Origin of the sequence: Nocardiopsis sp. NPDC101807 (assembly GCF_044766605.1) — a bacterium.
Taxonomy (GTDB): domain Bacteria; phylum Actinomycetota; class Actinomycetes; order Streptosporangiales; family Streptosporangiaceae; genus Nocardiopsis; species Nocardiopsis tropica.
Window position 1 is genome coordinate 1,017,182 of sequence record NZ_JBIWMK010000001.1, and the last position, 19,985, is coordinate 1,037,166.

Consider the following 19,985-nt stretch of genomic DNA (forward strand, 5'->3'; position numbering starts at 1 on the left):
TCCCTTGGTGGGTGCCCATGGGCGTGCCGGTGCCGCGGGGGCGGTGCCCCGGGCGTCAGGCGATCGGGTGGATCTCGGTGCGCTCCCGCGTCGCGACGGCGACGGAGCCCTCGGGCACCTCGCGCCAGCCGCGCGCGTCGTCGAAGGGCTCCGAGGCCAGGAAGACCCCTCCCCCGGGCTCCCTGAGGGTGAAGAGGGTGTCCCCGGCGGCGGTGGCGACGATGCCCTCCCCGTCGGAGGCCAGCAGGTTGTAGCGGCCGTCGGAGTGCTCGCGGGCGTGGCGGACCACGCCGGCCAGCGCCCCGGCGAGGTCGCCGGAGGCCCTCCACAGCCGCACGGTGTGGGCGAACAGGGGCGCGGAGTCCACCGGGGAGCGCGCGTCCAGCACGCCCGGGGGCGGGACGAAGGCCGCGGCGAGCGCCTCGTCGTCCTTGACCGCGCCGTTGTGGCTGAACAGCAGCCGGTCGGCCCGGAAGGGCTGCGCGCCCGACTCCTCGGAGCCGAACCCGACGGTGGCGTCGCGGACCGCGGCCACCACGCACCCGGAGGTGATGGCGCGCGCCGCGTCGGCGAAGGACGAGTCGCTCCAGATGGGCATGGCCCGGCGGTAGCGCAGCGGCCCCGGGGGATGGGCCGACGGCAGGTCGGACGCCGACGGGTCCGCGGGCGCCCCCGTCCCCGGCGCACCGTGCGGCGGGTACCAGCCGACGCCGAAGCCGTCGGCGTTGACGGTGCCGTGCCGCTGCATGCGCGGCGCCCAGGACTGGACGTGCAGCGAGTGGGGCGCCGCGTACAGCAGCTCGTGCAGCGTACGCGGCGGCCCCAGGTAGGCGAGGTGACGGCACATCAGGCGGGGTCCCCGTCCCGCGCGCAGCGGAAGCCGCTGAAGATCTGCCGGCGGACCGCGTGGTCCCAGTTGCGGAAGGTGGAGCGGACGGCCGTGGGGTGGGTGGCCCAGGAGCCGCCCCGCAGCACCTTGTAGCCCTGGTCAAAGAACACCTCCGAGTACTCGCGGTACGGGAAGGCGCGGAACCCCGGGTAGCCCGTGAAGGTGGTGGAGGTCCACTCCCACACGTCGCCGATCAGCTGCTGCACCCCCAGCGGCGACGCGCCGTCGGGGTGGCGTCCCGCCGGGGAGGGCCCCAGCTTGCGCTGGCCCAGGTTGGCGTGCCGGGGCCGGGGCTCCTCGTCGCCCCACGGGTACCGGCGGGACCGGCCGGTCGCGGGGTCGAACCTGGCGGCCTTCTCCCACTCCGCCTCGCTGGGCAGGCGCTTGCCCGCCCACGAGGCGTACGCGGAGGCCTCGTGGAAGTTGACGTGCTGCACGGGTTCCTCGGGCGGCACCATCTCCTGGCGGCCGAACCTGCGGCGGGACCACTCATCGCCCTCGGGGCTCCAGAAGGCCGGGGCGGACGCGCCGGTCCTCTCCCGCCACTCCCAGCCCTCCAGGGTCCACCAGCGGTGGTCCCGGTAGCCGCCGTCCTCCATGAACCGCTGGTAGGCGGCGTTGGTGACGGGCCTGGTGTCGATCCAGTAGGGGTCGAGGACGACCTCGCGGGAGGGGCGCTCGTTGTCGTAGGCCCAGGGGTCGTCGTCGACGCCCATCGTGAACGGGCCCCCGGGGACGTACGCCTCCTCCTCCACGGGCGGGCGCAGGGCCGCGACGGCGCCGGTGTCCTCCAGCAGGACGGGGACGCCCTCCCGGAGCTGGTGGGTGGCGAGCATGGTCTCGTCGTGCTGGTGCTCGTGCTGGATCACCATATGGAAGACGAACCCGGCGCTCAGCAGCGACCGCTGCCCGTCGGGCTCCCCGCGCTGCTCCGGGATTCCGAGGTCGGCGGAGTCGAGGGCGTCGAGCACCTCCTTGCGGACCCGGTCGTTGTACTCGCGTGCCTCCTCGGGCCGCAGGAGCGGCAGGGTGACGCGGTCGGCGCGCGGGTTCTCGAAGGCGTCGTAGAGGCCGTCGATGTCGGGGCGCAGCGCCTCGCGCCCCCCGGCCGCCCTCAGCAGCCACTGCTCCTCGTAGTTGCCGATGTGCGCCAGGTCCCAGACGAGCGGCGACATGAGCGGCGAGTGCTGGGCGAGCAGGCCCTCGTCGTCGAGGGCGTCGATCGTGAGTCCGTTGCTGCGCCGCCGGCTCCGTTCGAGTTCGGTGGCGATGCGCTCCTTGGCGTGTTCCTGGTCTTCAGGATCGTGGTTCACCGTGCTCCTCCGCTGTGTCGGTGGGTCCCTGTCCGTCCCGCCCGGGTACCGACGCGCCCCGGGCGCGGGGCAGGCACGCTCGGCCGCGCGTCGGCGGGGCACAGCCCGCGCCGGACGTGGCGGTCGGCGTAGTCGTCGACGAGGGAGGAGAGTCCGGCGGCGCCCATGCGGGGCAGGGCCTCGACGGCCGCGTCGAAGCAGGAGCGGGCGCACTCGGCGACGGCGGGGTCGCCGGGGCCGAGCCGGGCGGAGCGCAGCCACAGGCGGCGGTCGGGGAAGGGGCCGCGGCAGAGCTTCTCCGTGGCCTCCTCGGCCGCGGCGCGGGCGCGGGGGTCGTCGGCGAGGGCGGCGCAGAGCGCCATGGGGACGGGCCACCAGCGGTGGGGGACCGCGTCGATCATGCGCAGTTCCCACCAGCCGCGCGGGCGGACGGGCGGGAAGAGGGTGCTGAGGTGGAACTCCAGGTCCGCGGGGGTGAGGGGGCGGGGCCCGCGGCCCCCGACCCACTCGGCCAGGGTGATGCCGGGGTCCGGGGTCCAGGTCCCGCCGCCGCCGGGGATCTCGGGGACCGCCATGACGTCGGCGGCGAGGGCGTAGTCCGTCCACGCCGTGGCCGGGTCGGGATGGCTGCCGGCGTCCAGGACGGGGCGCGTGCGGCCGGCGTCGGTGGCCGCCCAGATCGCCCACCGGGTGGACTTCCATCCGGTGGGGCGGCCCCGCCAGACGGCGGAGTTGGCGAACGCGGCGACGAGGACCGGCCCGAGCCGGTGGAGGAGCTCCCAGCGGGCACGGCCGTCGGCGCCGTCGGCCCCGGTGTCCAGGCACACCTGGAGGGAGGCGGTGCTGCACATCATGGTGTGTCCGCTGGGCTGGCGGCGGCCGGCGAAGAACCGCTCCATGGCCGTGTAGCGGGGCAGGCGCAGCTGGCGCACGGGGGGCCGGAGCGGGTCGAGCGCGGTCTCGACCAGGCGGAGTCCGCCCCCCGCGAGGACCTTGGAGACGTGGTCCAGGTCGGCGGCGAGGGCCTCGTGCGCCCGCGCCGGGCCCGGCAGCGCGGGGGAGCTGAGCTCGATCTGCCCGCCGGGCTCGAAGGTGACCGCGCTTCCCGCGGGCGGGGGCCCGCCGGCCTCCAGCAGCGACGCGAGGCGGTCGACGGCGACGGGTGCGGTCGGATGCGCGGAGTCCGCGACCAGCCACTCGGTCTCGGTGCCGACCTTGCCGGGCGGGCCGGTCTTGAAACAGACCCCGTTGATGTACTCGTGAACGTCTTCCGTGGTCATGTGGTGCGCCATGCGAGGCTCCCTCGGAACGACACCCCTCCGGGGTGTGACACCCCAGGGTCCTGCCCCGGGGTCCGGTGCGCCGAACGTCTGCGGCGACCGGAAATCACAGGATGTGTCAACACAAGCACCCTTCGCCCTGGTTCGCTCCGACGACACGCCAGGTGGATTCGACGGCGGGGGCCGACGGAGGGGGACGAGCCCCGGAAAAAGTGACCACCGTCACACTCTGGTGAACTCCTCGACGCGGGCCTCGACCGCCGCCCGCTCACGCGCGTGGAGTTCGATACCGAACACCTCGTGCAGCACACGCCCCACCTCACTCACAGGCACCCGGTGCTCCTCACGCGTCCCGTCCGGGGTCAGGGTCGTGAGGGTGGTGTCCGTGAGCACGTGTTGGACGCCCGGCCCGATCCGCTGCACCGTCAACCGCGTCAGGAAGGGCGAACGGGGATGGCTGGAGAGGTGGCGGCTGAAGATCTCGTAGTCCTGGGGCGCCGTCGCGGCCGTCGTGAGGAGGTACAGCGGACGCCACGCACGGCCGTCGAACGAGCGCAGCAGCCACTCGTCGCCGCCCAGCTCCGACACCCGGTCCAGGCGCAGGCCCCAGCCGCCCTGGACCTCCTGGTGCCCGTCGGACAGCGGCAGGGGCTCCAGCGGCCCGCCCCCGCCGAAGCCGGCGTCCACCAGCCACGGGCGCCCCTCCAGGTCCACCCGCAGCAGGCAGTGCGTGGACGGGCGGGGGCGCCCCGGGCGGCCGGACAGCACCCGGGCCGCGAGCCCGGTCACGGAGAACCCGAGCCGGTCGAGCACGGCGGCCAGGAGCAGGTTCTGCTCGTAGCAGTAGCCGCCCCGCCGGGCGCGGACCATCCTGTCCACGAGGGCGGGCACGTCCAGCCGCACCGGCTCCCCCGTGAGCAGCCGGAGGTTCTCGAAGGGGATGGCGGCCAGATGGGCCCGCTGCACGGCCCGCAGCGTGTCGGGGGTGGGCGGCAGGTCGCCCTCCAGGCCCACCCGGGCCCGGTAGGCGTCCAGGTCGACCTCGTCCCCGTGCCAGAGGTCCCGGTCGGTGAAGAAGCGCGCGGGGCGGGGCGCCGGTGGCGCCCCGGCCCGGTCACGGGATGTTTCGTCTGCCATGCCCCGGCCAACCGGAGGAAGGGCGCGGCCATTCCGCGGCGGGACGCCGGCGCACGTCCGCGCTCAGCCGGGCGCCGCCCTCCCCCACCGGGAAGCGCCCCGGCAGGCGTCGGCCGCCCGCGCTTCGGCCCGGTCCCCGGGGTCCGCCGTGTCCCCCCCGGCAGGGGCGGCGTGCCCCGCTCCCGGGGCGCACCGACGGCGGCGCAGTTCCCGCGCGCGGCGCCCTCAGCCCGCGCCCCGCACCTCCGCCCGGACCCGGCCGGCCCCGTCGGCGGCCGCCCAGTGGCAGGCCACCCGGCGCTCGGCCCCGCCCCCCAGGACCGCGGGGTCCACGGTGCGGCACAGGTCGGCGACGCCCGCCCGTTCGGCCTCGCCCGAGGCGAGCACCGGGCAGCGCGGGTGGAACCGGCACCCCGGCGGCACCTGCTTGGGGTCCGGCGGCTCGCCCGCCAGGACCACCGGCTCGCCCTCTCCCGCGTCGGGCAGCACCGACAGCAGCGCGCGGGTGTACGGGTGGGCGGGTTCGGCCAGGACCTCCTCCACGGTGCCCAGCTCCACCACGCGTCCGAGGTACATCACCGCGACGCGGTCCGCGATGTTCCACGCCAGACCCAGGTCGTGCGTGGCCACCAGGGCGGACAGCCCCAGTTCGTCCCGCAGGTCCAGGAGCAGGCGGAGGATCTCGCCGCGCACCGACGCGTCCAGGGACGCGACCGGCTCGTCCGCCACCAGCACCTCGGGGTCCAGGACCAGGGCCCCGGCGATCACCACGCGCTGGCGCTGTCCGCCGGACAGCTCGTGCGGATAGCGGGCGAGGAAGCGCTCCGGCGGGCGCAGGCCGGCCCTGGAGAGCGCTCCGGCGACCCGTGCGGCCTCGTCCGCCGTGGTGCCCTCGTGGATGCGCAGCCCCTCGGCCACGGACTCGTAGACGGTGCGGCGCGGGTTGAGCGAGCCGGTGGGGTCCTGCTGCACGAGCTGGACCCGGCGCCGGTAGGCGCGCAGGTCGCGGGAGCCGTACCGCATCGGCCTGCCCTCGAACACCACGACGCCCCCGGTGGGCCGTTCCAGGCCCAGCAGGACCCGGGCCAAGGTGGTCTTGCCGCAGCCCGACTCCCCCACCAGCGCCACGATCTCACCCGCCGACACGTCGAGGTTGACGCCGTCGACGGCGCGCGCCGTGCCCCTGCCCCCGCCCGGGGCGAACCCGGCGGCGAAGGCGACCTCCACGTCCCTGGCGCTCAGGATCGGCTCGGCCGACTCCCCTCCCCCGGAGGCGCGGGGGGCGTCGCGGGGGTCGGTCTCGGTGGTGCTCAAGGGCGCGTCTCCTCGGTGGGGTCGGCGGTCGGGTTCACGGGGTGCCCCCGTCCCGGGCGGTCGTCAGGGGTCTCGCGGGGCCCACGTGCACGCACGCCGCATGGCGCGCGGAGTTCCCGGCGGGGTCGGGGTCCACCGGCCACAGGGGCGGGTCGACCGTGGCGCAGACCGTCTCGGCCACCGCGCAGCGGGGTCGGAAGACGCAGCCCGGAGGGGGGTCGGCCGGGTCCGGCGGGTCCCCCGGCAGGCCCCGGGGCGCCAGGCGCGAGGCCGGGTCGCCGATGCGGGGGAAGGCCGCGCTGAGGGCGCTCGCGTAGGGGTGGGCGGGTTCGTGCACGACCTCGCGGGCGGGGCCCTGCTCCACGACGCGGCCCGCGTACATCACCGCGACCCGGTCGCAGGTGGCCGCCAGGACGGACAGGTCGTGGCTGATCATCAGCATGCCGATGCCCTGCTCGGCGACCAGGCGCTTGAGCAGGGCGAGGATCTGCGCCTGGATCATCACGTCCAGGGCGGTGGTGGCCTCGTCCGCGATGACCAGGCGGGGCTCACAGGCCAGGGCCATCGCGATCATGACCCGCTGGCGCTGTCCGCCGGACAGCTGGTGGGGGTAGTCGCGGGTGCGGGAGGCCGGGAGGCCCACCTGTCCCAGGAGCTCGGCCACGCGCCCGGGGATCCGGTTCGCCGGCACGGTGCCGTGGATCGCCATGGGCTCCGCGATCTGGTCGCCGATCCGCTTGACCGGGTTGAGGGAGTGCATGGCGCCCTGGAAGACGATCGCCGCGCCCACCCAGCGGACCGCGCGCAGGCGGCCCCACCGCATGTCGAGGACGTTCTCCCCCTCCAGCAGGACCTCTCCCCCGATGCGTGTGCCCTCGGGCAGCAGGCGCAGCAGGGCCAGGGCGACGGTCGACTTGCCGCTCCCCGACTCACCCGCCAGCCCCAGGGTGCCCCCGGGGTCCAGGGACAGGTCGACGCCCCGGACGGCCGGGACCTCGCCCTGCCCGGTTCGGTAGGTGACGTGCAGTTCTCGGACGTCGAGGAGGGAGGTCAACGCTGCTCCCGGAGTCGGGGGTTGATGACGGACTCCAGAGCGCGTCCGCACAGGGTGAAGGACAGGGCGACGGCCGCGATGGCCAGGCCCGGCGGGATCATGTACCACCAGATCCCGGAGCTGATGGCCCCCGCGGTGCGGGCGGCCTCCAGGATGCCGCCCCAGGAGATGGTGGTGGGGTCCCCCACCCCCAGGAACGCCAGCGTGGACTCGGCGATGATCGACGTGGCCACGAGGAGGGTGGTCTGGGCGAGCACCACCGGCATCACGTTGGGCAGCACGTGCCAGGCCATGACGTGGGTGTGCCCCCCGCCCAGGGCGCGGGCGCGCTCCACGTAGGGGCGCGCCTCCACCGCCAGGGTCTGCGCCCGCACCAGGCGGGCCGTCGCGGGCCAGACGGTGAGGCCGATGGCGACGATGATGGTGCCGGTGCCGCGCGGCAGCACCGCGGCCAGCGCCACGGCCAGGACCAGGGTGGGCAGCACCAGGAACCAGTCGGTGACCCGCATGAGCACGGACGACACGACCCGGCCGGCCGGCCCCCCGGACGCGCCGAAGTGCCCGGCGGTCACCCCGACCAGCGTGCCCAGGACCACGGAGACGACCGTCGCCAGGAAGCCCACCGTGAGGGAGACCCGGGAGCCCCAGATGATGAGGTCGAGGACGGACCGGCCGAAGTTGTCGGTGCCCAGGGGGAACTCGGCGCTGGGCGGTTCGTAGGCGGCTCCGGGGGCGCCGGTGACCGTCAGCTCGGCCTGGTCCACCAGCAGGGGTGCGAACAGCGCCAGGAGGACGATGGCCGAGAGGGCGGCGAGGCCCGCCAGGCCGGCGCGGTTGCGGGTGTACTCGCGGGCGAACCGGCGCAGGGCCTCCGCGCGGCGGCGGCGGGCCAGGGCCCGGGGCGACACGGGCGCGCCGCCCGCGCCGTTCGTCCCGGCGGCGTCTTCGCCCGGTGCGCCGGCTCCGTGTTCCTCGGTGTCCGCGCTCATGGGCGCACCCTGGGGTCGAGCAGCGGGTAGACCAGGTCGGCGAGGAGGTTCATGAGGATCACCGAGGCCGCGAAGACCACGAACAGGCCCTGGACGAGGCCGAGGTCGGGGACGCGCAGGCCGGAGTAGAAGAGCTGGCCGAGTCCGGGCCAGGAGAACACCGTCTCCACGAGGATCACCCCGGACACGACCTGGCCGAGGTTGAGGAAGATCAGGGTCACCGTGGGCAGGAGGGCGTTGGGGACCGCGTGCCTGCGGCGCACGAGGGCGTCCCGCAGCCCCTTGGCCCGCGCCGTGGTGAGGTAGTCGGCGCCCCTCTCGTCCATGAGGGAGGAGCGCATGATCATGAGGTACTGGGCGTAGATCACGGCGACCATGGTGGTGATGGGCAGCACCATGTGCCAGGCCGTGCTCAGCGCGGTCTCCACGGGGCCCGTCGCCGCGGGGTCCACCATGCCGCCGGTGGGGAACAGGCCGGGCATGAACCCGCGCCCCGAGGCGAGGGCCACGATGAGCAGCAGTCCGAGCCAGAACGTGGGCACCGACCAGAAGAACAGGGCGACGGCGCTGTTGGCCCGGTCGGACCGGCCGCCGGGCCTCCACCCGGCCCGGACGCCGAGGAGGAGGCCGAGGAGCGCGGCGATGACCGTGCCGGTCCCCGCGAGCAGGACCGTGGGACCGAGGCGTTCGAGGATGAGCTCGGTGACCGGCTCGCGGAACTGGAAGGACGTGCCGAGGTCGAGTCGGAGCAGGCCCGTCAGGTAGTCGAGGAACTGCTGCCAGAGGGGCTGGTCGAGCCCGAACTGGCGGCGGAGCTCCTCGCGCTGCTCCGCGGTGACCTCGCGGCCCTCGGTCATGGCGCGGACCGGGTCGCCGGGCAGGATGCGGAAGAGGAAGAACCCGGCCACGACCACGGCCAGGAGCGAGAACGCGGCGGTCGCCAGGCGTCCGGCGACGTAGCGCGCGATCCTGCCGGCACGGCCTTGCCCGGCGGGGCCCGCCGGGGCGGGGGCGCCGGGCGCCTCCGCCCCGGCCGGGGCTCCCGGGGTGACGGGGTCGCTGGTCACTCGCGGTCCTCCACGGTGGCGCGTCGGCGGAACAGGACGAACCCGCCCGCGGCCAGGAGCACCAGCACGGCCGCCCCGACGCCGATCCAGACCCAGGTCGGGGGCCCGGAGGGGCCGTCCCCGTCCGCGGCGGCCGGCTGGGCGGACCAGAAGGCCCAGTAGCCGTCCTGGCCCCAGATGTTGCCCCCGGGGTCCGGCTGGATCTGCATGTCGGCGATCTGGTCGGTGCGGTACGCCTCCCGGATGTCCGGGTAGGCCAGGACGTTCACGACGGCCTCCTCGTAGAGCACCCGCTGGAGGTCGTGGATGATCTCCGCGCGGGCGGTGCGGTCGTACTCGGCGAGCTGGGCCCGGTAGAGCTCGTCGTACTCCTCGTCGCAGAAGTAGGCGTCGCCCTGCATGCTGCCCGGCTCCTCGGGGAGCGCGTCGCAGGTGTGGATGCTGAACACGTAGTCGGGGTCGGGGTTGACCGTCCACCCGGTGAAGATCAGGTCGTACTCGGCCGCGAAGAGGGCGTCGCTGAGGACGCCCGGGTCGACCGTGAGGTTCTCGACCTCGATGCCGATGTCGGCGAGGCGCTCGACGATGACCAGCCCGGCGTTGACGTTGTCCGGACGGTCCTGGTGGACGTGCATGCGCAGTTCGAGGCGGTCGCCGTCGGGCGAGACCCGCACGCCGTCCTCGCCCCTGTCGTAGCCCGCCTCGTCGAGCATCGCGTTGGCGGCCTCCGGGTCGAAGGAGAGCGTGGCCTCGTCGCCCTCGGGCGACCAGTGGTAGTCGCTGTAGCGGGCCGGGATGTAGCCCCCGGCGGCGGTGGCGCGGCCGCCGTGCGCCTTCTCGACGATCTCCTCGTTGTCGATGGCCCTGACGATGGCCCGGCGCAGGGTGGCGTCGGCCAGCGCGGGGTGCCCGTCGCCGAACTCCTCCCCGTCCTGGGTGCGGGCGCCGGGGTTGACGGTGAAGGCCTGGAACCGCTTGCCGTCGGCGAAGTTGACGGCGATGTCGTCGGCGCCGTCCAGGGCGTTGGCCTGGGCCTCGGTCAGCTCGTAGACGAGGGAGACCTCGCCGCTGCGCAGGGCCTCGACGGCGGCGTCCTTCTCGGAGTAGTACCGGAAGACCAGGTCGGAGAACCCCGGGGCCCCTCTCCAGTGGTCGGGGTTGGCCTCCAGGGCGATGTGCTCGCCGCGCTGGTGCTCGGTGAGGACGAAGGGGCCGCTGCCGACGGCGGGCAGGTCCTCGCCGGTGTAGTCGGCGAAGTCGTCGCCCTGCTCCTCCAGGACGGGCTCCCAGACGTGGCGCGGCACGATCGGCACGTTGAGGGAGGTCATCGTCGCCTGGGGCTCCTCCAGCTCGATCACCACCGTGTGGTCGTCCTCGGCCGTGACCGTGTCGAAGCCCGACACGTAGTTGCCGTTGGCGATCGCCGCGGACTCGTTCTCCATGATGGTGGTGAAGGTCCACGCGACGTCGTCGGCGGTGAGGGGTTCGTCGTCGCTGAAGGTGACGCCCTCGCGCAGGTGGAAGGTCCAGGTGAGGCCGTCCTCGCTGGTCTCCCACTCCTCGGCCAGGGCCGGCGCGGGCTCGTTGGTCACGGCGTCGACCGTGACCAGGGAGTCGTAGACGTGGTCGAGGATGTTGGTGGTGACGGCCAGCTGGGCGGTGAAGGGGTTGAAGGAGTCGACCTGCTGGGAGATGGCGACGGTGAGCGTGTTCGCCTCGTCGGCCGGCTCCGCGGCGGCCGGGGCGACCGCGGCGGCGCCGACGAGGAGCAGTGCCGCGCCCGTGGTCGCCACGCGCCACGGGAGGCGCGGGGAGGGGGTGGGGGGAGGGCGGTGGGAGTACATGTCTGCCCCTGTCGGTTTCGTGGGGTCGGTGGCGCGGGGAGGTCGACGGTGCCGGGTCGGTGTCACGCCACCCGGGGGTTGTTGGTTGTCTACCAACGGACGTGGATTAACGTCAATGACCTCCGAGGAGCGCCGTGACATCGAAATACATTCGCGGCCGAGCTCCGGCGCAGCGGGGTTTCAGGTGCACCGGGTGACGAATGGGCCGGACCGCAATGACTTCGGATTCGCGGTGCTTGGGATACTCCGCTACGGTTCCCGCCATGATGGGGCACTCGCACGCACTGAGTGGCGTGGTCGGCTGGATGGCGGTCGTTCCGCTGGTCCAAGGCGCGGAATTCCTGGGGCTCAGTTTCGAGCTGGGCCCGGGAGAGATCATCGCCGGTTCTCTCGTGTGCGCGGGGGCGGCCCTGCTGCCCGACCTCGACCACAAGAGCGCCACGGTGACCAAGACCTACGGCAAGGTCACCGAGGTCCTGGGCGGCATGCTCGGGTTCCTCTTCGGCGGTCACCGGATGGGGACGCACTCGTTCTTCTTCGCGATCCTCATGGGCGTGATCGTCCAGCTGCTGGCGCTGTGGTCCGAGATGGCCGTCCAGGTCTTCGTGTTCCTGCTCATCGGCATCGCTCTCCAGGGACTGGGTTTCGGCCTGGACAAGAACCGGGTCGCGTCCGGGGTCATCAACGCCCTGGCGACGGCGGGGATCACCCTGGCCCTGTTCACCGCGGGGGTCAACTACACCTGGCTGGGCCTGGCCGTGGCGTTCGGCGTGACCCTGCACTTCTTCGGCGACATGATCACCAAGATGGGCGTGCCGATCTTCTGGCCCCTGTGGAAGAAGCGCATCGGCCAGGGCAAGGGGTTCGTCACCGACGGCCCCGTCGAGCAGAAGGTGGTGACCCCGCTGCTGACGGTGGGCGTCATCGTGGGCTCGGTCTACCTCTTCGACTGGCCCGCCATCCTCCCCGAGTACTAGGCCGGACGCCGGTCCCCGCCCGCCGGGGCCGCACGCCCGGAGGCCGCGGCCCTCTTCCCCCGGCCCCGCGCGCCGGACGCGGGGGCGGCGTCCACAGGCGCGGGCGGGTACTGGGCCGCGCGGCCCCCCTGGCCTAGGCTGGCCTCCGTGACACGAACCACAGAGGGCCTCGGCCCGGAACTCCACGCCTACGTCGTCGCCCACAGCGAGCCCGTCGACGACGTCCTCGCCGACCTCGCCGAGGAGACGGCGGAGCTCTTCCCCTCGTACCAGGGCATGCAGATCGGCCCGGAGCAGGGGGTGTTCACCACGCTCCTCACCCGTATCAGCGGGGCGCGGGACGTCGTGGAGGTCGGCACCTTCACCGGCTACTCCTCGATCTGCCTCGCCCGCGGCCTCCCCGACGACGGCACCCTGCTGGCCCTCGACATCAGCGACGAGTGGACGTCCGTGGCCCGCCGCTACTGGGAGCGCGCCGGGGTCGCCGACAAGATCACGCTCACGCTCGGGCCCGCGCTGGACTCCCTGCGCGCCCTCCCCCGCGAGCCCCTCTTCGACCTGGCCTTCCTGGACGCCGACAAGGAGGGCTACGTCGCCTACTGGGAGGAGCTGATCCCCCGGCTGCGTCCGGGCGGCCTGGTCCTGGCCGACAACACGCTCTCCCACGGACGCGTCGTGGACCACGGCGACACGTCCGCCCACGTCCAGGGCATCCGCGACTTCAACGACCGCCTGGTCGCCGACGACCGCGTCACGCAGGTGCTGCTGCCCGTCGGGGACGGGCTCACGCTCGCGCGCAGGAACTGACACGCCCCCTGCCTCCCCTCCGGGACGGCAGGGCCCCCGGCGGATCGCGCGCACCTTCGGTAATGTCCAGTCCCATGCGCCTGCTGCACACATCGGACTGGCACCTGGGCCGCTCCTTCCACCGGGAGAACCTCATCGACGCCCAGTCCGCCTTCCTCGACCACCTCGTCGGCACCATCCGCGAACGCGGGATCGACGTGGTGGTCGTGGCCGGCGACCTCTACGACCGCGCGCTTCCGCCGGTCGACGCCGTCCGCCTCTTCGACCGGGCGCTCGGCCGCATCCGCGCCACCGGCGCCCGCGCCGTCCTCATCAGCGGCAACCACGACTCCCTCGCGCGGATGTCGTTCGCCACCGGTCTCATCGACGCCTCCGGCGTCCACCTGCGCAGCTCCCTGGACGGTGTGGGGTCCCCCGTCCTGATCGACGACGAGCACGGCCCCGTCGCCTTCTACGGCATCCCCTACCTGGAGCCGGAGGTCGCCCGCCACCACTGGGACCTGCCCGAGCGCGGGCACGCGGCGGCCGTGGGACACGCCATGGACCTCGTCCGGGCCGACCTCGCGGAGCGCCCCGGGACCCGCTCGGTGGTGCTCTCGCACGCCTTCGTCACCGGCGGGGAGCCCTCCGACAGCGAGCGCGACATCTCCGTCGGAGGCGCCTCCCACGTCCCGGCGCCGGTCTACTCGGGGGTGGACTACGTCGCCCTCGGCCACCTGCACGGGAGGCAGACCATCACCCCCTCGGTGCGCTACCCGGGCAGCCCCCTCGCCTACTCCTTCTCCGAGGAGCACCACGTCAAGGGCTACTGGGTGGTGGACCTGGACGCCGACGGCCTGGCGGGGGCCGAGTTCGCGGAGGCGCCCGTCCCCCGGCCGCTGGCCAGGATCAGGGGCAGGATCGAGGACCTGCTCACCCGGCCCGAATGGGAGGGGTACACCGGCCACTGGCTCCAGGTCACCCTCACCGACCCGCGCCGTCCGGCCCACCCGATGGACCGGCTGCGCGAGCGCTTCCCCCACACCCTGGTCCTGGAGTTCGCCCCCGAGGGCGGCGCCCCCGACACCCGCCCGGTCGCCGCCTCCGTCGCCGACCGCAGTGAGCGCGAGGTGGTCGCCGACTTCGTCGAGTGGGCCCGGGGCACCCCCGCCACCCCCGAGGAGGAGGCCCTCGTGAACACCGCCGTCGAGCAGGTCCGTCTCCAGGAGGGGATGCGCTGATGCGCCTGCACACCCTCACCCTCCAGGCGTTCGGCCCGTTCGCGGGCACCGAGGAGGTGGACTTCGACCGGCTCGGCGCGGGCGGCCTCTTCCTCGTCCACGGCCCCACCGGCGCGGGCAAGACCTCCGTGCTGGACGCGGTGTGCTTCGCCCTGTACGGCAGCGTCCCCGGCGCCCGGGGCAGGGACCGCTCCCCCAGGAGCGACCACGCCCCGCCGGACCGGCGCCCCCTGGTCACCCTGGAGTTCACCGTCGGGGGGCGCCGCGTCCGCATCGAGCGCAGCCCCCGCTGGGAACGGCCCAAGAAGCGCGGCACCGGCACCAGGGTCGAGAACGCCAAGGTCGTGGTCCTGGAGCACTCCGGCGGCCGTTGGACGGACGTCACCACCCGCCCCGACGAGGCGGGCCAGTTCGTGGGCGACCTGGTCGGGCTCACCCTCGACCAGTTCTGCCAGGTCGCCATGCTCCCCCAGGGCGACTTCGCACGGTTCCTGCGCGCCAAGTCGGACGAGCGGCGCGACTCCCTGGAGCGGATCTTCAACACCCGCGTGTTCCGCGACGTCGAGGAGTGGTTCAAGGGGCACGCCAACAAGCTGCGCCACGAGGTGGAGTCCGCCGACCGCGAGGTGCGCTCGATCGCCGGGCGGATCGCCGAGGTCGGCCGCTCCACCGCGCCCGAACTGCCCGAGGAGCTGACGGCGTGGGCCGCCGAACTGGCCGCCGTCACCGGTGCCACCGCGCTGGACGCCGCCCCCGTGGCCGCGGAGTTCACCGCCGCGCGTGACGCCGCCCTGCGCGCCCTGGCCGACGGGCGGGAGCTCCGCGCCCGCCAGGAGCGGTTGGCCGCCGCCCGGGACCGGGCGGCCCGGCTCGACGGGCACGCCGACCGGCGGGCCGGGCTCGACGTCCGGCTCGACGCCGCCGAGCGCGCCGAGTCGGTGCTGCCGTTCCTCCGCGCCCGCGACAACCGGCGCGCCGACCTGGACAAGGCCGAACTGGCCGTCGCCGACCACCTGTCCCTGGTCGCCGGGCTCCCCGGGACCGTCCCGGCCCTGTCCTCCCCGCCGTCCGGGCCGGGGACCGCCGGCGCGGACGCCCCTGCCCCGGGGCCGCTCCGCCCCCAGGAGGCGCTGCGCGCCGCCGAGCAGGAGCGCCGCGCCGAACTGGCCCGCCTCGACCACCTCCGCGGGGACGCCGGGCGCCGCCGGGCCCTGGGCCGCTCCGTCGAGGAGCTCACCGCGCGCCTGGACCGCACACGCGAGGAGTCGGCGCGCCTGCGCGAGCGGGCCCTCTCCCTGCCTCCCAGGGTCGAGACCCTGACGGGCGAACTGCGCCGGGTCCGGGACCTGGCCGGGCAGGTGGAGTCCGCCGGGACCGCCCTGGCCGCCGCGGAGCGCCGCCGGGAGGCGGCCGCCGCGTACGAACGGCTCGGCCGCGAGCTGGAGGAGGCCGAGGACCGGCGCCGCCGCGCCGTGGACGCCGCGCAGGACGCACGCGGGCGGGCCCTCGCGCTGCGCGAGCGGCGGATCACCCACATGGCCGCCGAACTGGCGTCGGACCTGGCCGAGGGGGTCCCGTGCCCGGTGTGCGGGTCCGCCGAGCACCCGCGCCCCGCCCTCCCGTCGGACGGGGACCTGGTCTCCGCGGAGGAGGAGCGTGCGGCGCAGGCCGCCGCGGACGACGCCGCCTCCCGCCGCACGGCGGCGGAGGGCGCCGTGGTGGCGCTGGGCGAGCGCCGGGCCGCGGCACTCGAACGTGCCGAGGGCCTCACCACGGAGTCCGCCCGGGAGGAGGTCGGGGAGCGCGCGAGGGCGCTGGCCGAGGCCCGCGCCGCCGCCGGCGAGGTCCGCCGGGTGGAGGAGGCGCTCGAACAGCTCGAGGCCGAGGTGGAGCGGATCCGCACCCGGGAGGGGGAGCTGACCCGGCTGGAGGCGGAGGCCGGGACCGAGCTGGACAGCGCGGTCCGGGAGCACGGGAGGCTGACAGCCCTGCTGGACGCGGCGCGCGGCGACGACCCCGGGTTGGAGGAGCGGATCGCCAGGCTGTCCGGTGAGGCCGACCTGCTGCGCGCCGCCTCCGAGGCCGCGAACGCCCGCGACGGCGCCGCCGAGGAGTACCGGTCCGCCGTCGCCGAGGCCGAGCGGTACCGGGCCGAGGCCCGCTTCGCCGACGAGGCCGGGGTGTGGGAGGCGGCCGTGGACGAGCCGCAGCGGCGCGCCCTGCGCGAGCGCGCCCGCGCCTTCGACGACGAGCTGGCCGCGGCCCGGGCCGCGCTGGCCGATCCGGAGCTCCTCGCCGCCGACGGCCCGGCCCCCGACCTCGCCGCGCTGGCCGCCGGGGCCGAGCGGGCCTCCGCCGCGGCCGACCGCGCGGTCGCCTGGCGGAGCATGCTGGAGGAGCGGGCCCGGCGCCTGGCCGCCCTCCGCCGGGAGCTGCGGAGCCGGATGGAGGGCAGCGAACCGGTCCTGCGCCGCTACGCGGTGGCCGAGGGTCTGCGCGGCCTGGCCGCGGGCACCTCCGGGGACAACACCGACAACGTCCGCCTGTCGGCGTACGTGCTGGCCGCCCGCCTGGAACAGGTGGTGGCGGCGGCCAACGACCGGCTGCTGACGATGTCGGACGGCCGGTACGAACTCCGCTACACGGTGGACAAGGCCGCGGGGGACGGCCGTGCGCGGTCGGCGGGCGGCCTGGGCATGCGGGTGGTCGACGCGTGGACGGGGGTGGAGCGCGACCCGGCCACCCTGTCGGGCGGCGAGACGTTCTTCAGCTCCCTGGCGCTGGCGCTGGGGCTGGGCGACGTGGCCGCCGCCGAGGCGGGCGGCGCCGACATCGACACCCTGTTCGTGGACGAGGGCTTCGGCACCCTCGACGAGGACACCCTGGAGGAGGTGTTGGACGTGCTGGACCGCCTGCGGGACGGCGGACGGGCCGTGGGCGTGGTCAGCCACGTCGCCGACCTCAAGCACCGGGTCACCACCCGGCTGAAGGTGGTCAAGGGGCCCTCCGGCTCGCGGGTGGAGCACACCGGCTGACCGGGCGCCCGGGCGGCCCCGGTTCCGCCCCGGGCGGGGGCGCCCGTTCCGGCGGCCGGGTGCGGGGCGGAGGCCGCACCCCGTGCGCACGCCGACCGGCCCCGCCCGGGGGCTGCTCCGCCCACGCGCGCCGGCCGGCGGGGCTACGCGCCTCCCGGTCACCGCTCCGCCGCCGCGCGTCGGCCGGCGGGTACGGGCCGCGCACCCACCCCGGGTCGGGGCGCCCGCGCGGCGGTGCGACAATGACCAGCGTGAATTCGCTGGTGGACATCGCTGTGTTCGGAATCGTGGGCGCCATCATGATGGCGGCCCTCATCGGTCTGCTCCTCGTGGTCTCGGGGAGCGCTCGCGGGGCATCGCCCCGGGTACGGGTGGCGTTCGGGGTCGCCTCCGTGGTGCTGCTGGTGGCGCTGCCGACGCTCACCGCCGCCAACACGCTGTCCTCGGGCTCCGGTTTCTGGGTGGCGTTCGCCACGGCCACCTGTGTGGTGGCCGTCGTGTACGCGGTGAACGTGGCGATGCTGCCGGTGGTGGCGCGCCGCCGGGCCGCGGCCACGGGCGAGACCGCCCTCGCGTCGCTGCGGCCGTCGCCGCCGGTCCTGGCGGCGGGCCTCCTGATCTGCCTGGCGCTGGGGCTGCTGGGCACGGCCGTGGCCGCCCTCGTCGTCTGAGCCCCGGCCCACCCCTCCTGACACCCCGTGCCCCGCGCCCGTAGGCGCGGGGCACTCGTCGTCCGGGGCCCGGCCCCGCGGCGGGGCTCCCGGGCCGGCCGCGGCCCCCGTCGCGCCCCCGGACACGGCGACGGGGGCGCACCGGGTGGTGCGCCCCCGCCTCCTGCCGGGTCAGCGTCCGTTCGCGGCGGCCGGGTCGTCGTCCGCGGCGCCTTCTCCGGCGGACCCCGGCGCCCCCCGCTCGCCCTCACCGTCCCGCCCGTCCTGCTCCGCACGGTCGGCGGGACCGGCGGCGTCCGGCTCCTCGGCCGGCGCCGCCACGGCCCCCGTGGCGGCCGGGCCGCGCGAGCGGCGGTCCAGCTCGGCCAGGTAGGCGTTGTAGTCGTCCATGTCGGCGTCGTCCGAGCCCCCGCGGCGGCTGTGGCGCTCCCTGCGGCGCTCCTGCTTCTCGTCGTCGCGGGACCACTGCACCACGAGCGTGAGCATCACCAGGAGCGTGGGGATCTCCCCGAGCGCCCAGGCGACCCCGCCGCCCGCGTACTGGTCCTCGGCCAGGCCGTCCAGCCACGGCACGTCGAACTGGCTGTAGAAGTCCATGGCCATCGGGGCCGACTGCATCATGATCGAGATGCCGAAGAAGGCGTGGAAGCCCATCGCGAGCAGCAGGAGCAGGATGCGCAGCAGGTAGGGCATCTTCCTCGGCGCCGGGTCGACCCCCACGATGACCCAGTAGAAGAGGAAACCGGTGATGAGGAAGTGCGCGCCCATGAACAGGTGACCGAGGTGGTCGTTCATCAGCGTCGGGAAGAGCGGGGTGAAGTACAGGGCGTAGGGGCTGAACACGAACAGCGGCGCCGCCACCGCCGGGTGGGTGACCACCTTGGAGAAGCGGCTGTTCAGGAACAGGTTCAGCCACTCGCGCGGACCCCGGTCGCCGCGCTGCCGGGCGGGCTTGAGCGCACGCAGCGCGAGCGTGACGGGCGCTCCCAGCACCAGCAGGATCGGCGTGAGCATCGACAGGGTCATGTGCTGGATCATGTGCGTCGAGAACAGCACCATCGCGTAGGTCGCGAAACCGCTGAGCTGGATGACGACGATCGACAGCAGGCCCGCCCCGAACGCGACCGTGCGCCCGACGGGCCAGCTGTCGCCGCGGCGCAGCAGCCGGGCCACCCCCGCCGCGTACAGTCCTCCGGCGATGACCACGAGCATGATGAAGAACAGGTCCGGACGCCACAGGGTGAGCAGCGTCTGCACGCTCATGGGCGGCGGGACGGGGAAGCCGAGGATGGCGGCGGCGGGGTCGACGGTGCCCTCCAGCGGCGGGGGCGGGGCGGTGCGCCCCAGGCCGACGGAGACCCCGATGACGGTGGCCATGACGAGCACCTCGACCAGGGCGATGCGCAGGAACGAGCCGCGCCGGAACTCCGGGCCGTCGGCCCCCTTGAGGGCGAACTCGCGGTGCATGTACCCGAACGCCCCCAGGACGCCGAACAGGATGATCTTCACCAGGATGATCAGCCCGTACTCGGTGGTGACGAGCTCGGCCGGCGAGGAGAGGCGGGCCAGGGCGCTGGCCGCCCCGCTGACGGCGACGCCGATGTAGGCCCACAGGGCCAGGCGGCTGAACCGTTGGGCGGCGACCGCCGGCTCCTGGGCGTCCCGGCGCACCGCGTGGTACGTGACGGCCGCCAGCCCGCCCACCCACACGCTGATGGAGACGACGTGCATGGCGAGCCCGGTCACGGCGAGTTCGTGGGCGCCGGAGGAGGCGGAGTGGCCGGTCAGGGCGGGCGGCGTGGTGGCGACCAGGGCGAGGACGAGGAGCCACAGGCCCCCCGTCGCCGTGGTCGCCGTGCGGCCGAAGAGGGCGATGCCGGTCGTCAGCAGGATGACGAACATGAGCGCGATGCCGCCCGAGACCGCCCCGGCGTACGCGGTGACCTCGTCGACGCTGACCTGGCCGATGGTCCTGGCCAGGAACTCGGAGGCCTGGAAGTAGAGGGTGGCCACGGCCGCGACGGCCCAGACGAGGGCCGCCCAGGTGGCCCCGCGCACGTAGGAGGCCGCCTGCGGGGTGAGCCTGCCCGTGTGCGAGGGCAGCAGGACGGCGGCGAGCAGGAGGAGCCCGATCGCGACCACGGCCGAGCCGTCCATGGCGACCTTGGCCAGCGGCATGCCCCACCGCACGGCCTCGCCCGCGTCGGGGAGGCCCGGGATGACCTCGGGGAAGGCGGCGCCGCCGAGGACCAGGGTGAGGCTCAGCCCCGTGAGTCCCAGGACGGCGGCGGCCGCAGCGAACAGGGGCACCCGCCCTGTGCCCGGAGCGTCGTCATGGTGCTCCGGGGAGGAGGATGTCGCATTGTGTGCGAGTGGAGCCACGCGGCA

Annotated in this window: 15 protein-coding genes; 5 read left to right on the top strand and 10 right to left on the bottom strand. The window is 74.8% G+C overall.

Features of this window, described 5'->3' with window-relative positions; translation table 11 throughout:
- Positions 1–55: 55 nt before the first annotated feature.
- The 9 genes from ACIRPH_RS04400 to ACIRPH_RS04440 all read right to left on the bottom strand — a co-directional run bounded on the left by ACIRPH_RS04400 (position 56) and on the right by ACIRPH_RS04440 (position 10,887).
- The gene (locus tag ACIRPH_RS04400) at positions 56–847 is read right to left on the bottom strand and encodes a class II glutamine amidotransferase (RefSeq protein ID WP_402909015.1); all 792 of its coding nucleotides are present in this window, start codon (positions 845–847) and stop codon (positions 56–58) included.
- Positions 847–2,202: an ergothioneine biosynthesis protein EgtB gene (gene egtB, locus ACIRPH_RS04405; protein WP_402909016.1), complete on the bottom strand. Its 1,356-nt coding sequence runs from the start codon at positions 2,200–2,202 to the stop codon at positions 847–849. The genes ACIRPH_RS04400 and egtB overlap by 1 nt, the downstream gene beginning before the upstream one ends.
- On the bottom strand, positions 2,199–3,494 hold the full coding sequence (egtA, locus tag ACIRPH_RS04410) for an ergothioneine biosynthesis glutamate--cysteine ligase EgtA (protein ID WP_402909018.1): 1,296 nt from the start codon (positions 3,492–3,494) through the stop codon (positions 2,199–2,201). Before egtA ends, egtB begins: the two co-directional genes overlap by 4 nt.
- A gap of 210 nt (positions 3,495–3,704) precedes the next feature.
- On the bottom strand, positions 3,705–4,619 hold the full coding sequence (locus tag ACIRPH_RS04415) for an arylamine N-acetyltransferase (RefSeq protein WP_402909020.1): 915 nt from the start codon (positions 4,617–4,619) through the stop codon (positions 3,705–3,707).
- A gap of 225 nt (positions 4,620–4,844) precedes the next feature.
- Positions 4,845–5,933, bottom strand: a complete 1,089-nt coding sequence (locus ACIRPH_RS04420) for an ABC transporter ATP-binding protein (RefSeq protein ID WP_402909022.1) — start codon at positions 5,931–5,933, stop codon at positions 4,845–4,847.
- 34 nt (positions 5,934–5,967) lie between these two features.
- Positions 5,968–6,987, bottom strand: a complete 1,020-nt coding sequence (locus ACIRPH_RS04425; RefSeq protein ID WP_402909024.1) for an ABC transporter ATP-binding protein — start codon at positions 6,985–6,987, stop codon at positions 5,968–5,970.
- Positions 6,984–7,976 carry an ABC transporter permease gene (locus ACIRPH_RS04430; RefSeq protein ID WP_402909026.1) on the bottom strand — a complete coding sequence of 331 codons (993 nt, stop codon included), beginning with the start codon at positions 7,974–7,976 and terminating at the stop codon, positions 6,984–6,986. The genes ACIRPH_RS04425 and ACIRPH_RS04430 overlap by 4 nt, the downstream gene beginning before the upstream one ends.
- Positions 7,973–9,043, bottom strand: a complete 1,071-nt coding sequence (locus ACIRPH_RS04435; RefSeq protein WP_402909028.1) for an ABC transporter permease — start codon at positions 9,041–9,043, stop codon at positions 7,973–7,975. Before ACIRPH_RS04435 ends, ACIRPH_RS04430 begins: the two co-directional genes overlap by 4 nt.
- Positions 9,040–10,887 carry an ABC transporter substrate-binding protein gene (locus tag ACIRPH_RS04440; protein WP_402909030.1) on the bottom strand — a complete coding sequence of 616 codons (1,848 nt, stop codon included), beginning with the start codon at positions 10,885–10,887 and terminating at the stop codon, positions 9,040–9,042. Before ACIRPH_RS04440 ends, ACIRPH_RS04435 begins: the two co-directional genes overlap by 4 nt.
- Before the next feature lie 263 nt (positions 10,888–11,150).
- Here ACIRPH_RS04440 and ACIRPH_RS04445 point away from each other — a divergent pair, with 263 nt between their 5' ends.
- From ACIRPH_RS04445 to ACIRPH_RS04465, 5 genes are all read left to right on the top strand, one after another.
- On the top strand, positions 11,151–11,864 hold the full coding sequence (locus ACIRPH_RS04445; protein ID WP_402909032.1) for a metal-dependent hydrolase: 714 nt from the start codon (positions 11,151–11,153) through the stop codon (positions 11,862–11,864).
- Positions 11,865–12,011: 147 nt separating this feature from the next.
- Positions 12,012–12,671, top strand: a complete 660-nt coding sequence (locus ACIRPH_RS04450; RefSeq protein WP_402909034.1) for an O-methyltransferase — start codon at positions 12,012–12,014, stop codon at positions 12,669–12,671.
- A 62-nt stretch (positions 12,672–12,733) separates the two neighbouring features.
- On the top strand, positions 12,734–13,891 hold the full coding sequence (locus tag ACIRPH_RS04455; protein ID WP_402909036.1) for an exonuclease SbcCD subunit D: 1,158 nt from the start codon (positions 12,734–12,736) through the stop codon (positions 13,889–13,891).
- Positions 13,891–16,926 (top strand): AAA family ATPase, encoded by a 3,036-nt coding sequence (locus tag ACIRPH_RS04460; protein ID WP_402909038.1) that lies wholly within the window; start codon positions 13,891–13,893, stop codon positions 16,924–16,926. Before ACIRPH_RS04455 ends, ACIRPH_RS04460 begins: the two co-directional genes overlap by 1 nt.
- Before the next feature lie 242 nt (positions 16,927–17,168).
- Positions 17,169–17,597: a hypothetical protein gene (locus ACIRPH_RS04465; protein ID WP_402909040.1), complete on the top strand. Its 429-nt coding sequence runs from the start codon at positions 17,169–17,171 to the stop codon at positions 17,595–17,597.
- 171 nt (positions 17,598–17,768) lie between these two features.
- On the opposite strand, the gene ACIRPH_RS04470 is transcribed toward ACIRPH_RS04465, so the two are convergent.
- A complete protein-coding gene (locus ACIRPH_RS04470; RefSeq protein ID WP_402909042.1) occupies positions 17,769–19,979 on the bottom strand; it encodes a cytochrome c oxidase assembly protein in 2,211 nt (736 codons plus the stop codon).
- Positions 19,980–19,985 lie beyond the last annotated feature (6 nt).